Genomic DNA, 17550 nt, shown 5'->3' on the forward strand with positions numbered 1-17550 from the left:
GCTTGCGTGCATGAGTGTGTCCACTCTTCGCCGGCAAACTGCGGTTGCCTCTTGCCTTCGCCGAAATCGGCTCACGCGGACAACCTGCGGCTGCCTCGGAAAAACCGCATACCGCGTAAATTACTTCGTGCGGCGGCGGACGATATATTTATCGGACGCTTTGTTCTTCTTGCGCGTCTTCGCGCCGAGCGTCTTCTTGCCCCACGGAGACATCGGGGATTTACGGCCGATCGGAGCGCGGCCCTCACCACCGCCGTGCGGGTGATCGTTCGGGTTCATGACGACACCGCGGACAGTCGGGCGATTGCGCATCCAACGGTTGCGGCCTGCTTTACCTACGTTGATAAGCTCGTGGTCTTCGTTGCCTACGGTGCCGACCGTTGCGCGGCACACTTTGAGCACGCGGCGCATTTCGCCGGAAGACAAACGTATAATAACGTAGACGTCTTCTTTACCGAGCAATTGAGCTTCCGTACCGGCTGCGCGAACCAATTGGCCGCCCTTGCCCGGCTTCAGCTCGATGTTGTGGATTACGGTACCTACCGGAATGTTCTCAAGCGGCAAAGCGTTGCCGATTTTGATATCCGAATCAGGACCGGAAGTGATAACGTCGCCTACTTTCAAACCTTTCGGCGCGAGAATGTAACGCTTCTCGCCGTCCGCATAGTTGATCAAAGCGATGTTAGCGGTACGGTTCGGGTCGTATTCGATCGTCGCTACGCGTCCCGGAATGCCGTCCTTGTTGCGTTTGAAGTCGATAATGCGGTATTTCCGCTTATGACCGCCGCCATGATGGCGAGTCGTAATTTTACCTTGGTTGTTGCGGCCTGCGTAGTTCTTGAGCGGCGCTAACAACGATTTCTCCGGCTTATCCGTGGTGATCTCTTCGAATGTAGAGACCGTCATCTGGCGTCGAGACGGAGACGTCGGTTTAAAACTTTTAACTGGCATCGCTTATTTTCCCTCCTTGCGCCTTGCAGATTTTGTAATTATACGGACTCGAAGAACTCGAGCTCTTTGCTGTCCGGGCTGAGTGTCACGATCGCTTTCTTCCACTCGGAAGTGTAGCCGGAGTAACGGCCGTAACGCTTCGGCTTCGCCGCTACGATCATCGTGTTCACGTCGGTTACTTTCACTTTGAAGATTTGCTCGACCGCTTGTTTGATTTCCGTCTTGTTCACGCGGCGGTCCACTTCGAAAACATATTTCTTGTCGTTCATCATTTCGCTCGTACGCTCGGTGATGATCGGACGCTTAATTATGTCGTATGCATTCTTCATTACGCGAACACCTCCTCGACTTTCTTGGCGGCATCCTTCGTAATGATAAGCTTGTCGTAACCGAGTACGTCAAGCACGTTGATGCCTTCGGCCGACACAAACTTTGCATTCGGAAGATTGCGTACGGAAAGTGCGACGTTAGCGTCGAAATCGGACGTAACGATCAGCGCTTTGCGCTCAACCTTCAAGTTGTTAAGAATCGCTGCGAATTCTTTCGTCTTCGGAGCTGCGAACGCAAGCTCGTCAAGGACGATGATTTCGTTATCGATTACTTTGGAAGAAAGTGCGGATTTAATTGCCAAACGGCGAACCTTCTTAGGCAATTTGTACGCGTAGCTGCGCGGAGTCGGGCCAAACACGATGCCGCCGCCCTTCCATTGCGGTGCACGGATCGAGCCTTGACGCGCGCGACCTGTACCCTTTTGTTTCCACGGCTTGCGACCGCCGCCGCGAACTTCACTGCGGCCTTTCGTCTTGTGAGTACCGGCACGAAGGGAAGCCTGCTGCATTACAACAGCGTCATGCAGTACATGCGTATTCGGCTCAATTCCGAACACTGCGTCTGCAAGCTCAACTTCTCCAACCTGTGTGCCGCTTACGTTATATAAAGCTACTTTAGGCATGGATGCTCCTCCTTTCTTATTTCTTCACTGCGGAGCTGATTTTGACGTAGCTGTTCTTAGGTCCCGGAATGGAGCCTTTGACCAGGATTACGTTACGCTCCGTATCAACTTTAACGACTTGCAGATTTTGCAAAGTTACCGTGTCGTTACCTGTGCGGCCGGCCATCTTCTTACCCTTCGGTACGCGGTTCGCGTCGCGGTGAATCGCCAAGGAACCTTGACCTCTGTGGTATTTGGAGCCGTGCGCCATCGGTCCGCGGCTCATGTTCCAGCGCTGAATCGCGCCGAGCGTTCCGCGGCCTTTCGAAGTGCCCGTTACGTCAACATACTCGCCTTCCGCGAACAGGTCGGCCGAGACCACCTGGCCAACTTCATATTGAGACAAGTCGACATCGCGGAATTCTTTAATGTAGCGCTTAGGCGTAGTGCCGGCTTTCTTTACGTGGCCGAGCGCTGGCTTCGTTGTGTTCTTTTCTTTCTTTTCGTCGAATCCGAGCTGAATCGCGCCGTATCCGTCGTTCTCTTGGTCTTTCTTCTGAAGGACGACGCACGGACCTGCTTGGATAACCGTTACAGGAATCACGATTCCGTCTTCAGCGAACACTTGGGTCATGCCAAGTTTCTTTCCTAAGATACCTTTTGTCATGTTGACACCTCTTTTCCCATTGGAAGAAATATTCGTTGATCCGACAGACTTACGCTATCGGATGTTCTTAAAGTTTGATTTCGATATCTACACCGGACGGCAAGTCCAAGCGCATCAAAGCGTCGACGGTTTGCGGCGTCGGGTTGACAATGTCGATCAAACGCTTATGAGTGCGCATTTCGAACTGCTCCCGAGAATCCTTGTACTTGTGTACCGCACGCAAGATCGTAATGACTTGCTTCTCCGTCGGCAACGGAATCGGACCGGAAACATCTGCTCCGGAACGCTTCGCCGTGTCGACGATTTTCTCCGCGGACTGGTCAAGAACTCTGTGATCGTACGCCTTCAAACGGATACGAATCTTTTGCTTTGCCATGTAGTAGTCCCTCCTTCTATCGCCCAATTTAGTAATCGGACATACTCCGTGAAAATTCTCCGACTGATGGTGACACCCTTATGCCCACTTCATGGCAAAGGAGCCGGGTGTGTCGGCAACCTCTCACATCATCGCACAGTCACAGACCAACGCTCACTATGATAACAAATCATATAGGCCAAAGTCAAGGATTGTTATACATTCGGTTGAATGTTATTTTGTTCCTCTATCCGCTGCGCCAAATCCGACAAATTCGCCAAAGCAACAGAGGTAACGAGCCGGTTGAATCGGTCCATCGTCATGTTCTTGTCTTCCTGTTTCGCCGCATCGGAATACATGCCCTCCGTGATTTGTTTTAAATCGTTCATAACGAGCTTCAAAATTTGCTCTTCTTCCGCAGAAAGATTTCCATCCAGCCCAAAATGGTCCGCCATTTTCACTCCGTTATGCGTCCACCCTTCCAGCACTTCCGCGACACTATTGTAAAAGCGGCCGTAATGCGGGCCGTTCTTTACATAAAGCTCGGTTGCCGATAAGGTGTGATCCAACCTTCTTAGATCGTCTTGAAGATCCTGTACCTGATCCCGATTTATTTTCCTGTCTTTTATGATTTTTTCCATGTGTGAAGAAGCTTGAGTCGCCGCAAAATAAAACTGGTTCAAAAACTGCTCGCGGCGCCGGTCTTCTTCACGGCGATTTTGCATCAACAAATAAATCGTAAAAACGAGGGCCAAAACCAACACAATTATAATGTAGGTTTTCATTTTTTCCATGTTGTTTTCTCCTTATATCGATACGGGAAGCTCTTTGGTTCAGATGAAATAAGGAAGTTTTACCTCACTATTTCATCTAAGCTGCTCATTTACCGACAAATAGCGCGGTGAAACTTCACTATTCCTGACAAACCAAAAACACCCCCGATCCATAAGGACCGAGGGTGTTGTCGCCGAGCGAGCCGGCAATTACTTCGTGATCGTAGCAACCGCGCCTGCGCCTACCGTACGGCCGCCTTCGCGGATAGCGAAGCGAGTACCTTCTTCGATAGCGATCGGAGCGATCAGTTCAACCGTTACGGTGATGTTGTCGCCAGGCATAACCATCTCTGTTCCTTCCGGAAGGTTGATGATACCCGTTACGTCAGTTGTACGGAAGTAGAACTGCGGACGGTAGCCAGTGAAGAAAGGCTTATGACGGCCGCCTTCTTCTTTAGTCAAGACGTAAATTTGAGCCGTGAAGTTCGTGTGCGGCTTAACGGAACCCGTCTTCGCCAATACTTGACCGCGCTCGATGTCTTTACGGTCAACACCGCGGAGCAATGCGCCGATGTTGTCGCCCGCTTGTGCGGAGTCGAGCAACTTACGGAACATCTCAACGCCTGTAACAACCGTCTTGCGAGTTTCTTCGGCAAGACCGATGATTTCAACTTCGTCGCCGACTTTAACTGCACCACGCTCAACGCGGCCTGTAGCAACGGTACCACGACCAGTGATCGTGAACACGTCCTCAACCGGCATCAAGAAAGGCTTGTCAATGTCGCGCTCCGGAGTCGGGATGTAGGTGTCGATTTGCTCGAAGAGCTCAACGATTTTGTTAGCCCACTCGCCGTCCGGATTTTGAAGAGCTTCACGAGCGGAACCGCGGACGATCGGAGTGTCGTCGCCCGGGAACTCGTATTCGTTAAGAAGGTCACGAATTTCCATCTCAACGAGTTCAAGCAACTCTTCGTCTTCAACCATGTCGCATTTGTTCATGAATACGACGATGTAAGGAACGCCTACTTGGCGGGAGAGCAAGATGTGCTCGCGCGTTTGCGGCATTGGGCCGTCAGCAGCGGATACTACGAGAATCGCGCCGTCCATTTGAGCTGCGCCGGTGATCATGTTTTTAACATAGTCGGCGTGCCCTGGGCAGTCAACGTGTGCGTAGTGGCGGTTCGGAGTCTCATACTCAACGTGAGCAGTGGAGATCGTGATCCCGCGCTCGCGCTCTTCCGGAGCTTTGTCGATTTGGTCGAATGCTACTGCTGCGCCACCGTATTTTTTGGACAATACCGTAGTGATTGCTGCAGTCAAAGTTGTTTTACCGTGGTCAACGTGACCGATTGTGCCGATATTTACGTGCGGCTTGTTACGTTCAAATTTTGCCTTTGCCATGTGAGAGATTTCCTCCTTAGAGAAAAATTATAATTAAGAGCCCTTCTTCGCGATGATTTCATCAGCGATAGATTTAGGCACTTCTTCATAGTGGGAGATTTCCATTGCGAACACGCCGCGTCCTTGTGTACGGGAGCGAAGCGTCGTCGAGTAACCGAACATTTCGGAGAGCGGTACTTTGGAACGGATGATTTGCGCGCCTCCGCGAGCGTCCATACCTTCGATACGGCCGCGGCGGGAGTTCAAGTCGCCCATTACGTCGCCCATGTACTCTTCCGGAACTGTTACTTCAACCTTCATGATCGGCTCGAGAAGAACCGGCTTACACTTGTCTTTCGCAGCTTTAAGCGCCATGGAGCCCGCGATCTTAAACGCCATCTCCGAGGAGTCGACGTCGTGGTAGGATCCATCGACGATCGTTGCTTTGATGTCAACAAGCGGGAAGCCTGCAAGAACGCCGCTCTTCATCGATTCTTCGATACCGTTCTGAACTGCCGGGATGTATTCGCGTGGAACGACACCGCCGACGATCTTGTTCTCGAACTTGAAGCCTGCGCCCGGCTCTTGCGGTTCGAACTCGATCCAAACGTGACCGTATTGACCACGGCCGCCGGATTGGCGAACGAACTTGCCTTCGACCTTCGCAGGTACGCGGAACGTTTCGCGATAAGCAACCTGAGGCTTACCGACGTTCGTCTCCACTTTGAATTCACGCTTCATACGGTCGACGATGATCTCCAGGTGAAGCTCACCCATACCGGAGATAATCGTTTGGCCCGTTTCTTCGTCCGTATAGTAACGGAACGTCGGATCTTCTTCGGCAAGCTTCGCGAGTGCGGCGCCCATCTTGTCTTGATCCGCTTTGGATTTCGGTTCAACGGCAATGTCGATAACCGGATCCGGGAAGTTCATCGATTCGAGAATAACCGGATTCTTTTCGTCGCAAAGCGTGTCGCCTGTGATCGTATCCTTCAGGCCTACTGCGGCCGCGATATCGCCAGCGTAAAGCTCGCTGATTTCTTCGCGGGAGTTCGCATGCATCTGAAGAATACGGCCGATCCGTTCGCGCTTGCCTTTCGTTGCGTTCAATACGTAAGAGCCGGAGCTCAATACGCCGGAGTATACGCGAATGAACGTCAACTTACCGACATAAGGGTCAGTCATGATCTTGAACGCAAGTGCCGAGAACGGCTCGGAGTCGGAAGAATGGCGGACAACCTCTGTACCGTCTTCAAGAACACCCTTGATATCCGGAACATCAGTCGGAGCCGGCAAATATTCGACTACAGCGTCAAGCATCGGTTGTACACCCTTGTTCTTGTAAGAAGAACCGCACACAACCGGGAAAACTTTAACTTCGATCGTACCTTTGCGGAGAGCGGCTTTCAGTTCTTCAACCGAAATTTCTTCTCCTTCAAGATACTTCATCGTGAGGTCTTCATCAAGCTCGGCGATTTTTTCAACCATTTGGTTGCGAAGCTCTTCGAGTTGCTGTTTGTACTGCTCCGGAACTTCAATCTGTTCCAAAGAGCCCAAATCATCGGCAAAACGGAACGCTTCTTTCGTCATCAGGTCGATATAACCGACGAAGTCGGCCTCAGCGCCCATCGGCAGCTGAATCGGCACCGCATTGGCACCCAAACGGTCTTTCATCATATCGACAACGTTCAGGAAATCCGCTCCGATGATGTCCATCTTGTTTACGTATGCGATCCGCGGAACACCGTAACGGTCCGCTTGGCGCCATACGGTTTCGGATTGAGGCTGCACGCCTTCTTTCGCGGAAAATACCCCAACCGCGCCATCGAGTACCCGCAAGGAACGTTCAACTTCTACCGTGAAGTCTACGTGCCCGGGAGTATCGATGATGTTTACGCGATGGCCCTTCCATTGTGCGGTCGTCGCGGCAGACGTGATCGTGATTCCACGCTCTTGCTCTTGCTCCATCCAGTCCATCGTCGCTGCGCCTTCATGCACTTCGCCGATTTTGTGTACACGGCCTGTAAAGAACAAGATGCGTTCCGTCGTCGTCGTCTTACCCGCGTCGATGTGGGCCATGATGCCGATATTACGCGTATTCTGCAAGGAGAACGCTCTTGGCATTCGTTTGTCTCCCTTCTATCCTTCTTGTGTATGGTAGATTACCAACGGTAGTGGGCAAACGCTTTGTTCGCTTCGGCCATCTTGTGCGTATCTTCGCGTTTCTTAACGGATGCACCGGTGTTGTTGCTAGCGTCAATGATCTCGGCTGCCAAACGCTCCACCATCGTCTTCTCGCCGCGGTTGCGCGAGTAGTTCACCAACCAGCGGAGTCCGAGCGTCGTGCGGCGTTCCGGCTTAACCTCGATCGGTACTTGGTAGTTCGCACCGCCTACACGGCGAGCTTTCACCTCAAGAACCGGCATGATGTTTTTGATTGCGGCTTCGAACACTTCCATCGGCTCTTTACCCGTACGCTCGCGAATCAACTCGAACGCATCGTAAAGCAATGTTTGAGCGACACCGCGCTTGCCGTCGATCATAATACGGTTGATCAAACGGGTAACGAGCTTGCTGTTGTAAATCGGATCCGGCAATACGTCTCTCTTCGGCACTGCACCTTTACGTGGCATAGTTATCCCCCTTTCGTATCCTTATCATTCCTGTATTTTTCATAAGATTTCATTTGTGCGAATTATTTTTTCGCTTTCGGACGCTTCGTACCGTATTTGGAACGAGCTTGCATCCGGTTGTTCACGCCCGCTGTATCAAGCGCGCCGCGAACGATGTGATAACGCACACCCGGAAGGTCCTTAACACGACCGCCGCGCACAAGAACAACGCTGTGCTCTTGCAGGTTGTGGCCGATACCGCCGATGTAGGCAGTGACCTCAACGCGGTTCGTCAAGCGAACACGGGCATATTTACGAAGCGCAGAGTTAGGCTTCTTCGGAGTCATGGTGCCTACACGAGTGCAGACGCCGCGCTTCTGAGGCGCGCTGATCCCCGTCTCTTCGCGGCGAAGCGCGTTAAAGCCCTTCTGCAACGCAGGAGATTTGGATTTTACCACCTTCGCTTTGCGACCTTTACGTACGAGCTGGTTAATTGTTGGCATTTGTTGCACCCCCTTCTAATAAGTCGTTCGTTAACGCAATGTTAAGTCCACAGATCCAGGCGAATCATAAGCGAACAAAGGAAATGTTTTTGTCGAGTTTCCTCAACAAAAACACGTGTTTTCACTTATTCTCTATTGCGGCCATCGCAGTACCGACATCGATTCCGCATGCTTTGCCAAGCTGCTTCATCGTATCGACGTACGCTACTTCGACGCCCGTCTTCTTCGCAAGATTTATAATCTTAGCGGTAAGTTTCGGATCTGCGTCCCTTGCGACAAACACTTTGGCAGCCCTGCCTTGCTCTACCGCCTTGGTCGTTTGCTTCGTGCCGATTCGAAGTACGCCTTCGCTTAGTTCTTTTTCATAAGACATTGAATCAATATCCTCCAAAGAACATGTAACGTTCAAGACACCAAATCATTTTGGCACACTCAAACATATTATCACCAGGCTTGTGCCTCTGTCAAGAAGCTATTATTGAAATCGAGAGGCAGACCGTGAGTCCGGCCTGCCTCCCGTTCTCTTATTCCACTGCGATCGGCTCGGACGCTGCGTCCGCCGCTTGGACTTCCTCTTCCAAAGGATCGACAAGGCGAATGCCGCGGTATCGCTGCATGCCCGTTCCCGCAGGAATGAGCTTGCCGATGATGACGTTCTCCTTCAGACCGAGAAGCTGGTCGACTTTCCCTTTGATCGCCGCATCCGTAAGGACGCGAGTCGTCTCTTGGAAGGAAGCTGCGGACAAGAACGAATCCGTCTCAAGCGACGCTTTCGTAATGCCGAGGAGCACCGGACGCGCAACGGCAGGCTCTTTGCCTTCCATAAGCGCCGCGCGGTTCGCCGCTTCATACTCATGAAGATCGACGAACGAGCCCGGAAGCAGAGAAGTGTCTCCGTTGTCTACGATGCGGATTTTGCGAAGCATTTGGCGAATCATAACCTCAACGTGCTTATCGTTGATTTCTACGCCTTGGTTACGATATACGCGCTGTACTTCCTGCAGAATGTAGTTTTGCACGCCGCGAATACCTTTAATGCGGAGCATTTCTTTCGGATCGATCGAGCCTTCCGTCAGCTCGTCGCCCGCCTCGACCTCTTGGCCCGGCGTAACGCGAATACGGGAACCGTACGTTACGTTGTATACCTTGGATTCCGCTTCGCCGACAACCTCGATTTCGCGGCGGTCCTTCGCTTCGCGGATTTCTTTCACGACGCCGTCGATCTCGGTAATGATCGCTTGACCCTTCGGATTGCGGGCTTCGAACAATTCCTGGATACGCGGCAAACCTTGCGTAATGTCGTCGCCGGCAACGCCGCCGGTATGGAACGTACGCATGGTGAGCTGCGTACCCGGCTCGCCGATGGACTGAGCGGCGATAATGCCGACAGCTTCGCCGATTTCCACGTGCGCGCCTGTTGCCAGGTTGCGCCCGTAGCACTTCTTACAAACGCCGTGGCGCGTACGGCAAGACAATACGGAGCGGATTTGGAACCGCTCGATGCCGGCTTCGATGATTTCGGTCGCGATATCCGCGGAAATCAACTCGTTGCGCGACACGATCACTTTGCCTGTCTCCGGATGGCGGAGCGTCTCGAACGCGTACCGGCCTTCAATACGGTCGAACAAATCTTCGATGACTTCTTTGCCGTCTTGAATTTTGCTGACGATGAAGCCCTTGTCGGTCCCGCAGTCCTCTTCGCGGACAATGACGTCCTGTGCAACGTCTACAAGGCGGCGCGTCAAATAACCGGAGTCGGCCGTACGAAGCGCCGTATCCGCAAGACCTTTCCGCGCGCCGTGCGTCGAGATAAAGTACTCGAGAACGGTCAAGCCTTCGCGGAAGTTCGATTTAATCGGGAGCTCGATAATGCGTCCGGACGGGTTGGCCATCAAACCGCGCATACCGCCGAGCTGGGTAATTTGCGATTTGTTACCGCGCGCCTTGGACTCGACCATCATATTGATGGAGTTGAACTTATCGAGCGATTTCATCAAGATATTCGTAATTTCGTCCTTCGCGCCCGACCAAATGTTGATGACGCGGTCATAGCGCTCTTCATCCGTAATCAAACCGCGGCGGTACTGGTTCGTAACCACGCGCACCTTCTCTTCGCTCTCGGCGAGAATTTTGGCTTTCTCCGGCGGAACGATAACGTCCGCAACGGCAACCGTAATTCCTGCCCGAGTCGAGTAAGTGAAGCCGAGCTGTTTGATTTTATCGAGGATGACCGAAGTCTCCATCGTGTGATACTTGCGGAAGCATTCGGCAATGATGCTGCCCAAATAATCTTTGCCTACGGCGCCTTTGAAATCGGCGGCAAGGATCCGTTCACGGACGTTCTCGCCTTTATTGTAGATGAAGTATTTTTCGTCTACGCCGTTCATCAAGTTCGCTTTCGTCGCTTCATTGATGTAATAAAAATCGGTCGGGAAAATTTCATTGAAAATAATTTTACCGACGTTCGTAATCAACAATGCATTTTGCTGCTCTTCCGTGAAAGACGTCTTGTTCAGCGCCTTAACCGGTATCGCAACGCGGGCGTGCAGAGCCGCCGCGCCGCGCTGATAAGCGGACACCGCTTCATGCACGTTGCGGAAAATGGTGCCCGTTCCGATCAATTCTTTATTATCCGATGTCAAATAGAAGCTTCCCAGAACCATGTCCTGAGACGGAGTAACGACAGGCTTGCCGTCCTTCGGGTTCAGGATGTTTCCGGCTGCAAGCATCAAGATGCGCGCTTCGGCTTGCGCTTCCGCGGAAAGCGGAACGTGCACGGCCATCTGGTCGCCGTCGAAGTCGGCGTTGTAAGCCGTACATACGAGCGGGTGCAGCTTAATGGCGCGGCCTTCCACAAGGATCGGCTCGAACGCTTGAATGCCGAGACGGTGAAGCGTAGGCGCTCGGTTCAGCAGAACCGGGTGCTCCTTGATAACTTCCTCCAACACGTCCCAAACCTCAGGCGATACGCGCTCAACCTTGCGCTTCGCGCTCTTAATGTTATGAGCAAGACCTTTATTGACAAGCTCTTTCATAACGAAAGGCTTAAACAGCTCAAGAGCCATTTCTTTCGGCAGACCGCACTGATACATCTTCAGCGAAGGGCCTACTACGATAACCGAACGGCCGGAGTAGTCCACGCGCTTCCCGAGCAGGTTTTGACGGAAGCGCCCTTGCTTGCCCTTCAGCATGTGGCTGAGCGATTTCAGCGGGCGGTTCCCCGGTCCGGTTACCGGACGGCCGCGGCGGCCGTTATCGATCAACGCGTCGACGGCTTCCTGCAGCATGCGCTTCTCGTTCTGAACGATGATGTCCGGCGCGCCCAAATCAAGAAGACGCTTCAAGCGGTTGTTCCGGTTAATGACGCGGCGGTACAGATCGTTCAAGTCGGACGTTGCGAAACGTCCGCCGTCAAGCTGCACCATCGGACGCAATTCCGGCGGAATAACCGGAAGCACGTCCATGACCATCCACTCCGGCAAATTGCCGGAATGACGGAACGCTTCAAGCACTTCCAGACGCTTGATCGCGCGGTTGCGGCGCTGGCCTTGCGCGGTCTTAAGCTCTTCCTTCAGCACATTGACTTCTTTCTCGATGTCAATGTCTTGAAGCAGCTTCTTCACCGCTTCGGCGCCCATGCCGGCTTGGAATGCGTAGCCGTATTTCTCGCGATAGCTGCGATATTCCTTCTCGGACAGCAGCTGCTTCTTCTCAAGCGGCGTATCGCCCGGGTCGGTTACGACATAGGATGCGAAATAGATGATCTCCTCCAGGGAGCGCGGAGACATATCGAGCGCAAGGCCCATACGGCTCGGGATCCCCTTGAAGTACCAGATGTGGGACACGGGAGCGGCGAGCTCGATATGCCCCATCCGCTCGCGGCGAACCTTCTGGCGGGTAACTTCGACGCCGCAGCGATCGCAGACGACGCCTTTGTAACGGACTCTCTTATATTTACCGCAATGGCATTCCCAGTCCTTCGTCGGACCGAAAATCTTTTCGCAGAAAAGTCCTTCCTTCTCAGGCTTCAACGTACGGTAGTTGATCGTTTCCGGCTTCTTTACTTCCCCGCGGGACCAAGAGCGAATCTTATCCGGCGATGCGAGCCCGATCTTCATGTACTCAAAGTTGTTTACATCTATCAAGAAGCAACCCTCCTTGCTTGTATAAAGAGCTCTTTCGGATAACCAAAGGTTACCTCTTTTGCGCGTCGGCCTTCACGGAGGTCAACGTGATTCGAAATAACCGTTATTCCACTCCGACCTCTGCGCCTTCGAGATTCAGGTTCAACTTGTCGCTCGTCGTATCGTCGTCGTCGTCGAATTCCTTCATCTCGATCTCTTCCTCGTTCTCGGACAAAATCTTAACGTCCATACCCAAGCTTTGGAGCTCCTTAATCAATACCTTAAACGACTCCGGAACGCCCGGCTCCGGAACGTTCTCGCCCTTGACGATCGACTCGTACGTCTTCACCCGGCCGACCACGTCGTCGGATTTGACCGTAAGAATTTCTTGGAGCGTATATGCGGCGCCGTATGCCTCCAGCGCCCAAACTTCCATCTCGCCGAAGCGCTGGCCGCCGAACTGGGCCTTACCGCCGAGCGGCTGCTGCGTGACGAGCGAGTACGGGCCTGTGGAACGCGCGTGAATTTTATCGTCAACCATGTGCGCCAGCTTGATCATGTACATGACGCCGACCGTTACTTCGCGCTCGAACGGTTCGCCCGTCCGGCCGTCGTAAAGAATCGTCTTGCCGTTGCGCTGCATGCCCGCTTCTTCCATCGTATCGAATACGTCGTCCTCGCGGGCGCCGTCGAATACCGGTGTAGCGGTGTGAATGCCAAGGCGAAGCGCGGCCATGCCGAGGTGAACCTCGAGCACCTGACCGATGTTCATCCGGGAAGGAACGCCCAGCGGGTTCAATACAACCTGAACCGGCGTGCCGTCCGGCAGGAACGGCATATCCTCTTCCGGCAAAATGCGCGCGATAACCCCTTTGTTACCGTGGCGTCCGGCCATTTTGTCCCCTTCGGAGATCTTACGCTTCTGAGCGATGTACACACGCACCAATTGATTTACGCCCGGCGGCAATTCGTCGCCGTTCTCGCGCGTAAACACTTTGACATCGACAACGATTCCGTCGGTACCGTGCGGCACGCGGAGCGACGTGTCGCGAACTTCGCGCGCCTTCTCGCCGAAGATCGCGTGAAGGAGACGCTCTTCCGCCGTCAGCTCGGTTACCCCTTTCGGCGTTACTTTGCCGACGAGAATGTCGCCTGCGCCGATTTCCGCGCCGACGCGAATGATGCCGCGCTCGTCGAGGTTTTTCAGCGCTTCTTCGCCGACGTTCGGGATGTCGCGCGTAATTTCTTCCGGTCCGAGCTTCGTGTCGCGGGCTTCGGACTCATATTCTTCAATGTGAATCGACGTATACACGTCTTCCTTCACAAGCTTCTCGCTAAGCAAGATCGCATCCTCGTAGTTGTAGCCTTCCCACGTCATGAACGCAACGACGACGTTGCGGCCGAGCGCGAGTTCGCCCATCTCCGTAGAAGGACCGTCAGCCAAAATATCGCCTGCTTTGACGATGTCGCCTTTGCGTGCGAGCGGACGCTGGTTGATGCATGTGCCTTGGTTGGAGCGCATAAACTTATGAAGCTTATACTTCACGATGTCGCCGTTAACCAGCTTGCCGTCAACCGTCTCCTGGCGTCGCAGCCAAATTTCGTTCGCCGAAACCTTCTCGATGACCCCGTCGTATTTCGAAACGATGCATACTCCGGAATCCTTCGCCGCTTTATGCTCCATGCCGGTGCCGACAAGCGGCGCCTTCGGTACAAGCAACGGAACAGCCTGCCGCTGCATGTTCGATCCCATGAGCGCACGGTTGGAGTCGTCGTTCTCCAAGAACGGAATCATCGCCGTAGCGACGGACACGACCTGCTTCGGAGAGACGTCCATGTAGTCGACGCGGTCCCTCGGAAGGATTAAGTTTTCGTCTTTGTAACGGACGATCAAGGAATCTTCCTTAAACGTCTCGTCGTCGTTAAGCTCCGCGTTCGCTTGCGCGATAACGTAATTATCTTCCTCGTCCGCGGTCATATATCTGATTTTGTCGGTTACTTTCCCCGTGTTCGGATCGACCCAACGGTACGGCGTCTCCATGAAGCCATACTCGTTAATCCGGGCGAACGTCGAAAGCGAGTTGATCAAGCCGATGTTCGGACCTTCCGGCGTCTCGATCGGACACATCCGGCCGTAGTGAGAGTGGTGAACGTCGCGGACTTCGAAGCCTGCGCGCTCACGCGTCAACCCGCCGGGGCCGAGAGCGGACAAACGGCGCTTATGCGTCAATTCCGCAAGCGGGTTCGTTTGGTCCATAAATTGCGACAGCTGGGAGCTTCCGAAAAACTCCTTAATCGACGCGATGACCGGACGAATGTTAATGAGCGCCTGAGGCGTAATGACATTCGCGTCCTGGATGGACATCCGTTCGCGCACGACGCGCTCCATACGGGAGAGCCCGATACGGAACTGGTTCTGCAGCAACTCGCCCACAGAACGGAGACGACGGTTGCCGAGATGGTCGATGTCGTCCGTATCGCCTACGCCATGAAGCAGGTTGATGAAATAGTTAATGGACGAAATGATGTCCGCCGGTGTAATATGTTTCACGTTCTTATCGATGTGCGCGTTGCCGATCACTTTAACGACCTTCGCATCCTCTGTCGGAGAGAAGATGTTAACGATCTGCAGCGGCACACCGTCGCTTTCCGTCAAGTCGGAAGCGACGCGGTAATCCTTAACGCCCACACCCTTCTCGAGGTAAGGAGTGATTTGGTCAAGTAGACGGCGGTCCAGCATCTGGCCCGCTTCCGCGAGAATTTCCCCGGTTTCCGCGTCTACCAACGTCTCGGCGAGACGCTGATTGAACAGCCGGTTCGTTATGTTCAACTTCTTATTAATCTTGTAGCGGCCAACGTTCGCAAGGTCGTAACGCTTCGGATCGAAAAAGCGTGCGATCAGCAAGTTGCGCGCGTTATCGAGCGTCGGCGGTTCGCCCGGACGAAGCCGTTCGTATATTTCAATCAATGCCTTCTCTGTAGAATCCGTGTTGTCTTTCTCAAGCGTGTTGCGGATGTATTCGTCATCGCCGAGAAGGTCGATGATTTCCGCGTCCGTGCCGAAGCCGAGCGCACGCAAAAGAACCGTTACCGGAATTTTACGAGTACGGTCAATCCGGACATAAATAATGTCTTTCATGTCCGTCTCGAGCTCCAGCCATGCACCGCGGTTCGGGATGACCGTCGCCGTATATGCTTTCTTACCGTTCTTGTCGATTTTAGTGCTGAAATAGACGCTGGGAGAACGGACAAGCTGGGAAACAATGACACGCTCGGCGCCGTTAATAATGAACGTGCCGGTTTCCGTCATCAACGGGAAATCGCCCATGAACACTTCTTGTTCCTTAACCTCTCCCGTTTCCTTGTTGATCAGGCGCACCTTCACCCGAAGCGGAGCGGCATACGTGACGTCGCGTTCCTTCGACTCGTCCACCGAATATTTCGGTTCGCCAATGCTGTAATCGATAAACTCAAGCGAAAGATTACCGGTGAAATCCTGGATCGGGGAAATATCTTGAAGAAGCTCCCGCAACCCGGTTTCTAAAAAGCTCTGGTAAGACTTCTGCTGAATCTCGATCAAATTCGGAATTTCCAGCACCTCTCTGATGCGCGAGTAGGTTCTGCGTTCACGACGACCAAATTGCACCACATGTCCTGCCAACTTTCCTTCACCCCTCATGTCTACTGGACTTCCGTAATGCTGTAAAGCCTGCATGATGCAAAAAAAGAAACAAAAGATAAACAAGAGGCGCCTAACAGTAGCGTCTCTCGGTGACCGAATGGAACGTGGACAAAATGCGTAAGCACCCAAAATTCCATATCTATTATGGTAGTCGGAAAATCCTGCCAATATACGTACATCCGAAAGCAAAATGCACGAGGTCCAAAAAGATTTCCCAAATAAATCAGCTTTGACCCTTGACATTTTATTGCGCTAAAGACAATTCAGGCATCTTAATGCTGACATTTTCTAATCCTACCATAATCGACAATCGAAGTCAACAAAAAACCATTGACTTCGCCGCTGTTGCATTTCTTTTATCGCTTTACGGCGCGGAATATTCTGTACCCCTTATCCTTCGTCATTTCCTCAACCGAATCGAACAACGATTCGAGTTTATCGAATGCGGAAGGCGCGCCCTGCTTTTTCTGAATGACGACCCATAGCGAACCGCCCGGATTCAGTCTTTGGACCGCCCCTTCAAAAATATCGTGAACGACGGACTTGCCCGCGCGTATGGGAGGATTGGTTAGAATCACATCAAACTTTTCTTCGCCAACCGCTTCATATTTGTCGCTTTGCAGCACCTTCGCATTGCGGATGCCGTTGCGCTCCGCATTCTCTTTCGCAAGCCGAACCGCTCGCTCGTTAATATCGATCATCGTTACCGAGCCCCGATTCGCCAGCATGGCCGCGCAAATTCCGATCGGTCCGTAGCCGCAGCCGACGTCGAGCACCTTCGCGGCCTCGGGAATATGCATCGTCTCGATCAGCAGACGGCTGCCGAAGTCGATGCCGTGCTTTGAAAAGACGCCGGCATCCGTAATAAAGGTTAACGGGAACCCTCTCAAATTGATTTGCACCTTATCCCGGTCCGATGCGACGGTCGGATTTTTGGAATAGTAATGGTTTTGGCCGTTCCCCATATAGTTAGACAAACCTCCCTGGCTCGGAAGCAAAGTAATGAAAAACGAAGAAACGACAAACACCTAACTTTCAAGCCTTAGGGCTATAAGAACGATTAAGAATTCGTAGTTTCTTTATTTTTGCACTGTAATCGATAAACGATAAGCTTAGAGAGAAAACCCCTCGCGTGAACATGAATGCCGTTCACACAAGGGGTTCTTGGTATTGAAGGAAATTACTTCACTTCTACAGCTGCGCCAGCTTCTTCAAGCTGAGCTTTGATCTTGTCTGCGTCTTCTTTGGAGATCTTCTCTTTAAGCGGCTTCGGTGCGTTGTCAACCAAGTCTTTCGCTTCTTTCAAGCCGAGGCCCGTAATTTCGCGAACAACTTTGATAACGTTGATTTTGGACGCGCCAGCGCTCGTAAGGATTACGTCGAACTCTGTTTGCTCAGCTGCCGCTTCAACTGCGCCGCCAGCTACCATAGCTACCGGTGCTGCTGCAGTTACGCCGAACTCTTCTTCGATTGCTTTTACAAGGTCGTTCAATTCAAGAACGGTCATGCCTTTAATGGCTTCAATGATTTGCTCTTTGCTCATTGGGTAAACCTCCGTTAATTTAAATTATT

15 protein-coding genes are annotated in these 17550 nt (G+C 52.7%); all 15 read right to left on the reverse strand.

Annotated features, from left to right (window positions below; genetic code table 11):
• Positions 1–120: 120 nt before the first annotated feature.
• Positions 121–951, reverse strand: a complete 831-nt coding sequence (gene rplB, locus PT964_RS20510) for a 50S ribosomal protein L2 (RefSeq protein WP_274365220.1) — start codon at positions 949–951, stop codon at positions 121–123.
• A 38-nt stretch (positions 952–989) separates the two neighbouring features.
• Complete coding sequence (gene rplW, locus PT964_RS20515) at positions 990–1280, reverse strand: 50S ribosomal protein L23 (RefSeq protein WP_274365221.1); 291 nt, start codon at positions 1278–1280, stop codon at positions 990–992.
• Complete coding sequence (rplD, locus tag PT964_RS20520; protein WP_274365222.1) at positions 1280–1903, reverse strand: 50S ribosomal protein L4; 624 nt, start codon at positions 1901–1903, stop codon at positions 1280–1282. Before rplD ends, rplW begins: the two co-directional genes overlap by 1 nt.
• Before the next feature lie 16 nt (positions 1904–1919).
• On the reverse strand, positions 1920–2549 hold the full coding sequence (gene rplC, locus PT964_RS20525) for a 50S ribosomal protein L3 (RefSeq protein WP_274365223.1): 630 nt from the start codon (positions 2547–2549) through the stop codon (positions 1920–1922).
• 67 nt (positions 2550–2616) lie between these two features.
• Positions 2617–2925, reverse strand: coding sequence for a 30S ribosomal protein S10 (gene rpsJ, locus PT964_RS20530; protein WP_274365224.1), 309 nt, complete (start codon positions 2923–2925; stop codon positions 2617–2619).
• A gap of 194 nt (positions 2926–3119) precedes the next feature.
• Positions 3120–3698: a hypothetical protein gene (locus tag PT964_RS20535; RefSeq protein WP_274365225.1), complete on the reverse strand. Its 579-nt coding sequence runs from the start codon at positions 3696–3698 to the stop codon at positions 3120–3122.
• A gap of 189 nt (positions 3699–3887) precedes the next feature.
• Positions 3888–5078, reverse strand: a complete 1191-nt coding sequence (gene tuf / locus PT964_RS20540) for an elongation factor Tu (protein ID WP_274365226.1) — start codon at positions 5076–5078, stop codon at positions 3888–3890.
• A gap of 33 nt (positions 5079–5111) precedes the next feature.
• Positions 5112–7181 (reverse strand): elongation factor G, encoded by a 2070-nt coding sequence (fusA, locus tag PT964_RS20545; protein WP_274365227.1) that lies wholly within the window; start codon positions 7179–7181, stop codon positions 5112–5114.
• A gap of 38 nt (positions 7182–7219) precedes the next feature.
• Positions 7220–7690: a 30S ribosomal protein S7 gene (rpsG, locus tag PT964_RS20550; RefSeq protein WP_274365228.1), complete on the reverse strand. Its 471-nt coding sequence runs from the start codon at positions 7688–7690 to the stop codon at positions 7220–7222.
• Between the two features lie 62 nt (positions 7691–7752).
• A complete protein-coding gene (rpsL, locus tag PT964_RS20555) occupies positions 7753–8172 on the reverse strand; it encodes a 30S ribosomal protein S12 (RefSeq protein WP_274365229.1) in 420 nt (139 codons plus the stop codon).
• Between the two features lie 121 nt (positions 8173–8293).
• Positions 8294–8545 (reverse strand): ribosomal L7Ae/L30e/S12e/Gadd45 family protein, encoded by a 252-nt coding sequence (locus tag PT964_RS20560; RefSeq protein ID WP_274365230.1) that lies wholly within the window; start codon positions 8543–8545, stop codon positions 8294–8296.
• Positions 8546–8696: 151 nt separating this feature from the next.
• Positions 8697–12317 (reverse strand): DNA-directed RNA polymerase subunit beta', encoded by a 3621-nt coding sequence (gene rpoC / locus PT964_RS20565; protein WP_274365231.1) that lies wholly within the window; start codon positions 12315–12317, stop codon positions 8697–8699.
• Positions 12318–12420: 103 nt separating this feature from the next.
• A complete protein-coding gene (gene rpoB, locus PT964_RS20570) occupies positions 12421–15957 on the reverse strand; it encodes a DNA-directed RNA polymerase subunit beta (protein WP_274365232.1) in 3537 nt (1178 codons plus the stop codon).
• Positions 15958–16334: 377 nt separating this feature from the next.
• Positions 16335–16943, reverse strand: coding sequence for a class I SAM-dependent methyltransferase (locus PT964_RS20575; RefSeq protein ID WP_274365233.1), 609 nt, complete (start codon positions 16941–16943; stop codon positions 16335–16337).
• A 215-nt stretch (positions 16944–17158) separates the two neighbouring features.
• Positions 17159–17521, reverse strand: coding sequence for a 50S ribosomal protein L7/L12 (rplL, locus tag PT964_RS20580; RefSeq protein WP_274365234.1), 363 nt, complete (start codon positions 17519–17521; stop codon positions 17159–17161).
• Between the last annotated feature and the right edge of the window lie 29 nt (positions 17522–17550).

It is taken from the genome of Paenibacillus thermotolerans (genome assembly GCF_028745515.1).
GTDB lineage: Bacteria > Bacillota > Bacilli > Paenibacillales > YIM-B00363 > Paenibacillus_AE > Paenibacillus_AE thermotolerans.

Bases quoted from the DNA above. Each gene is read 5' to 3' on its own strand.
- PT964_RS20535 (WP_274365225.1), bottom strand. From the start codon at position 3,698: ATGGAAAAAATGAAAACCTACATTATAATTGTGTTGGTTTTGGCCCTC.
- rplB (WP_274365220.1), bottom strand. From the start codon at position 951: ATGCCAGTTAAAAGTTTTAAACCGACGTCTCCGTCTCGACGCCAGATG.
- rplD (WP_274365222.1), bottom strand. From the start codon at position 1,903: ATGCCTAAAGTAGCTTTATATAACGTAAGCGGCACACAGGTTGGAGAA.
- tuf (WP_274365226.1), bottom strand. From the start codon at position 5,078: ATGGCAAAGGCAAAATTTGAACGTAACAAGCCGCACGTAAATATCGGC.
- PT964_RS20575 (WP_274365233.1), bottom strand. From the start codon at position 16,943: ATGGGGAACGGCCAAAACCATTACTATTCCAAAAATCCGACCGTCGCA.
- rpsG (WP_274365228.1), bottom strand. From the start codon at position 7,690: ATGCCACGTAAAGGTGCAGTGCCGAAGAGAGACGTATTGCCGGATCCG.
- PT964_RS20560 (WP_274365230.1), bottom strand. From the start codon at position 8,545: ATGTCTTATGAAAAAGAACTAAGCGAAGGCGTACTTCGAATCGGCACG.
- rplC (WP_274365223.1), bottom strand. From the start codon at position 2,549: ATGACAAAAGGTATCTTAGGAAAGAAACTTGGCATGACCCAAGTGTTC.
- rpsL (WP_274365229.1), bottom strand. From the start codon at position 8,172: ATGCCAACAATTAACCAGCTCGTACGTAAAGGTCGCAAAGCGAAGGTG.
- fusA (WP_274365227.1), bottom strand. From the start codon at position 7,181: ATGCCAAGAGCGTTCTCCTTGCAGAATACGCGTAATATCGGCATCATG.
- rplL (WP_274365234.1), bottom strand. From the start codon at position 17,521: ATGAGCAAAGAGCAAATCATTGAAGCCATTAAAGGCATGACCGTTCTT.
- rplW (WP_274365221.1), bottom strand. From the start codon at position 1,280: ATGAAGAATGCATACGACATAATTAAGCGTCCGATCATCACCGAGCGT.
- rpsJ (WP_274365224.1), bottom strand. From the start codon at position 2,925: ATGGCAAAGCAAAAGATTCGTATCCGTTTGAAGGCGTACGATCACAGA.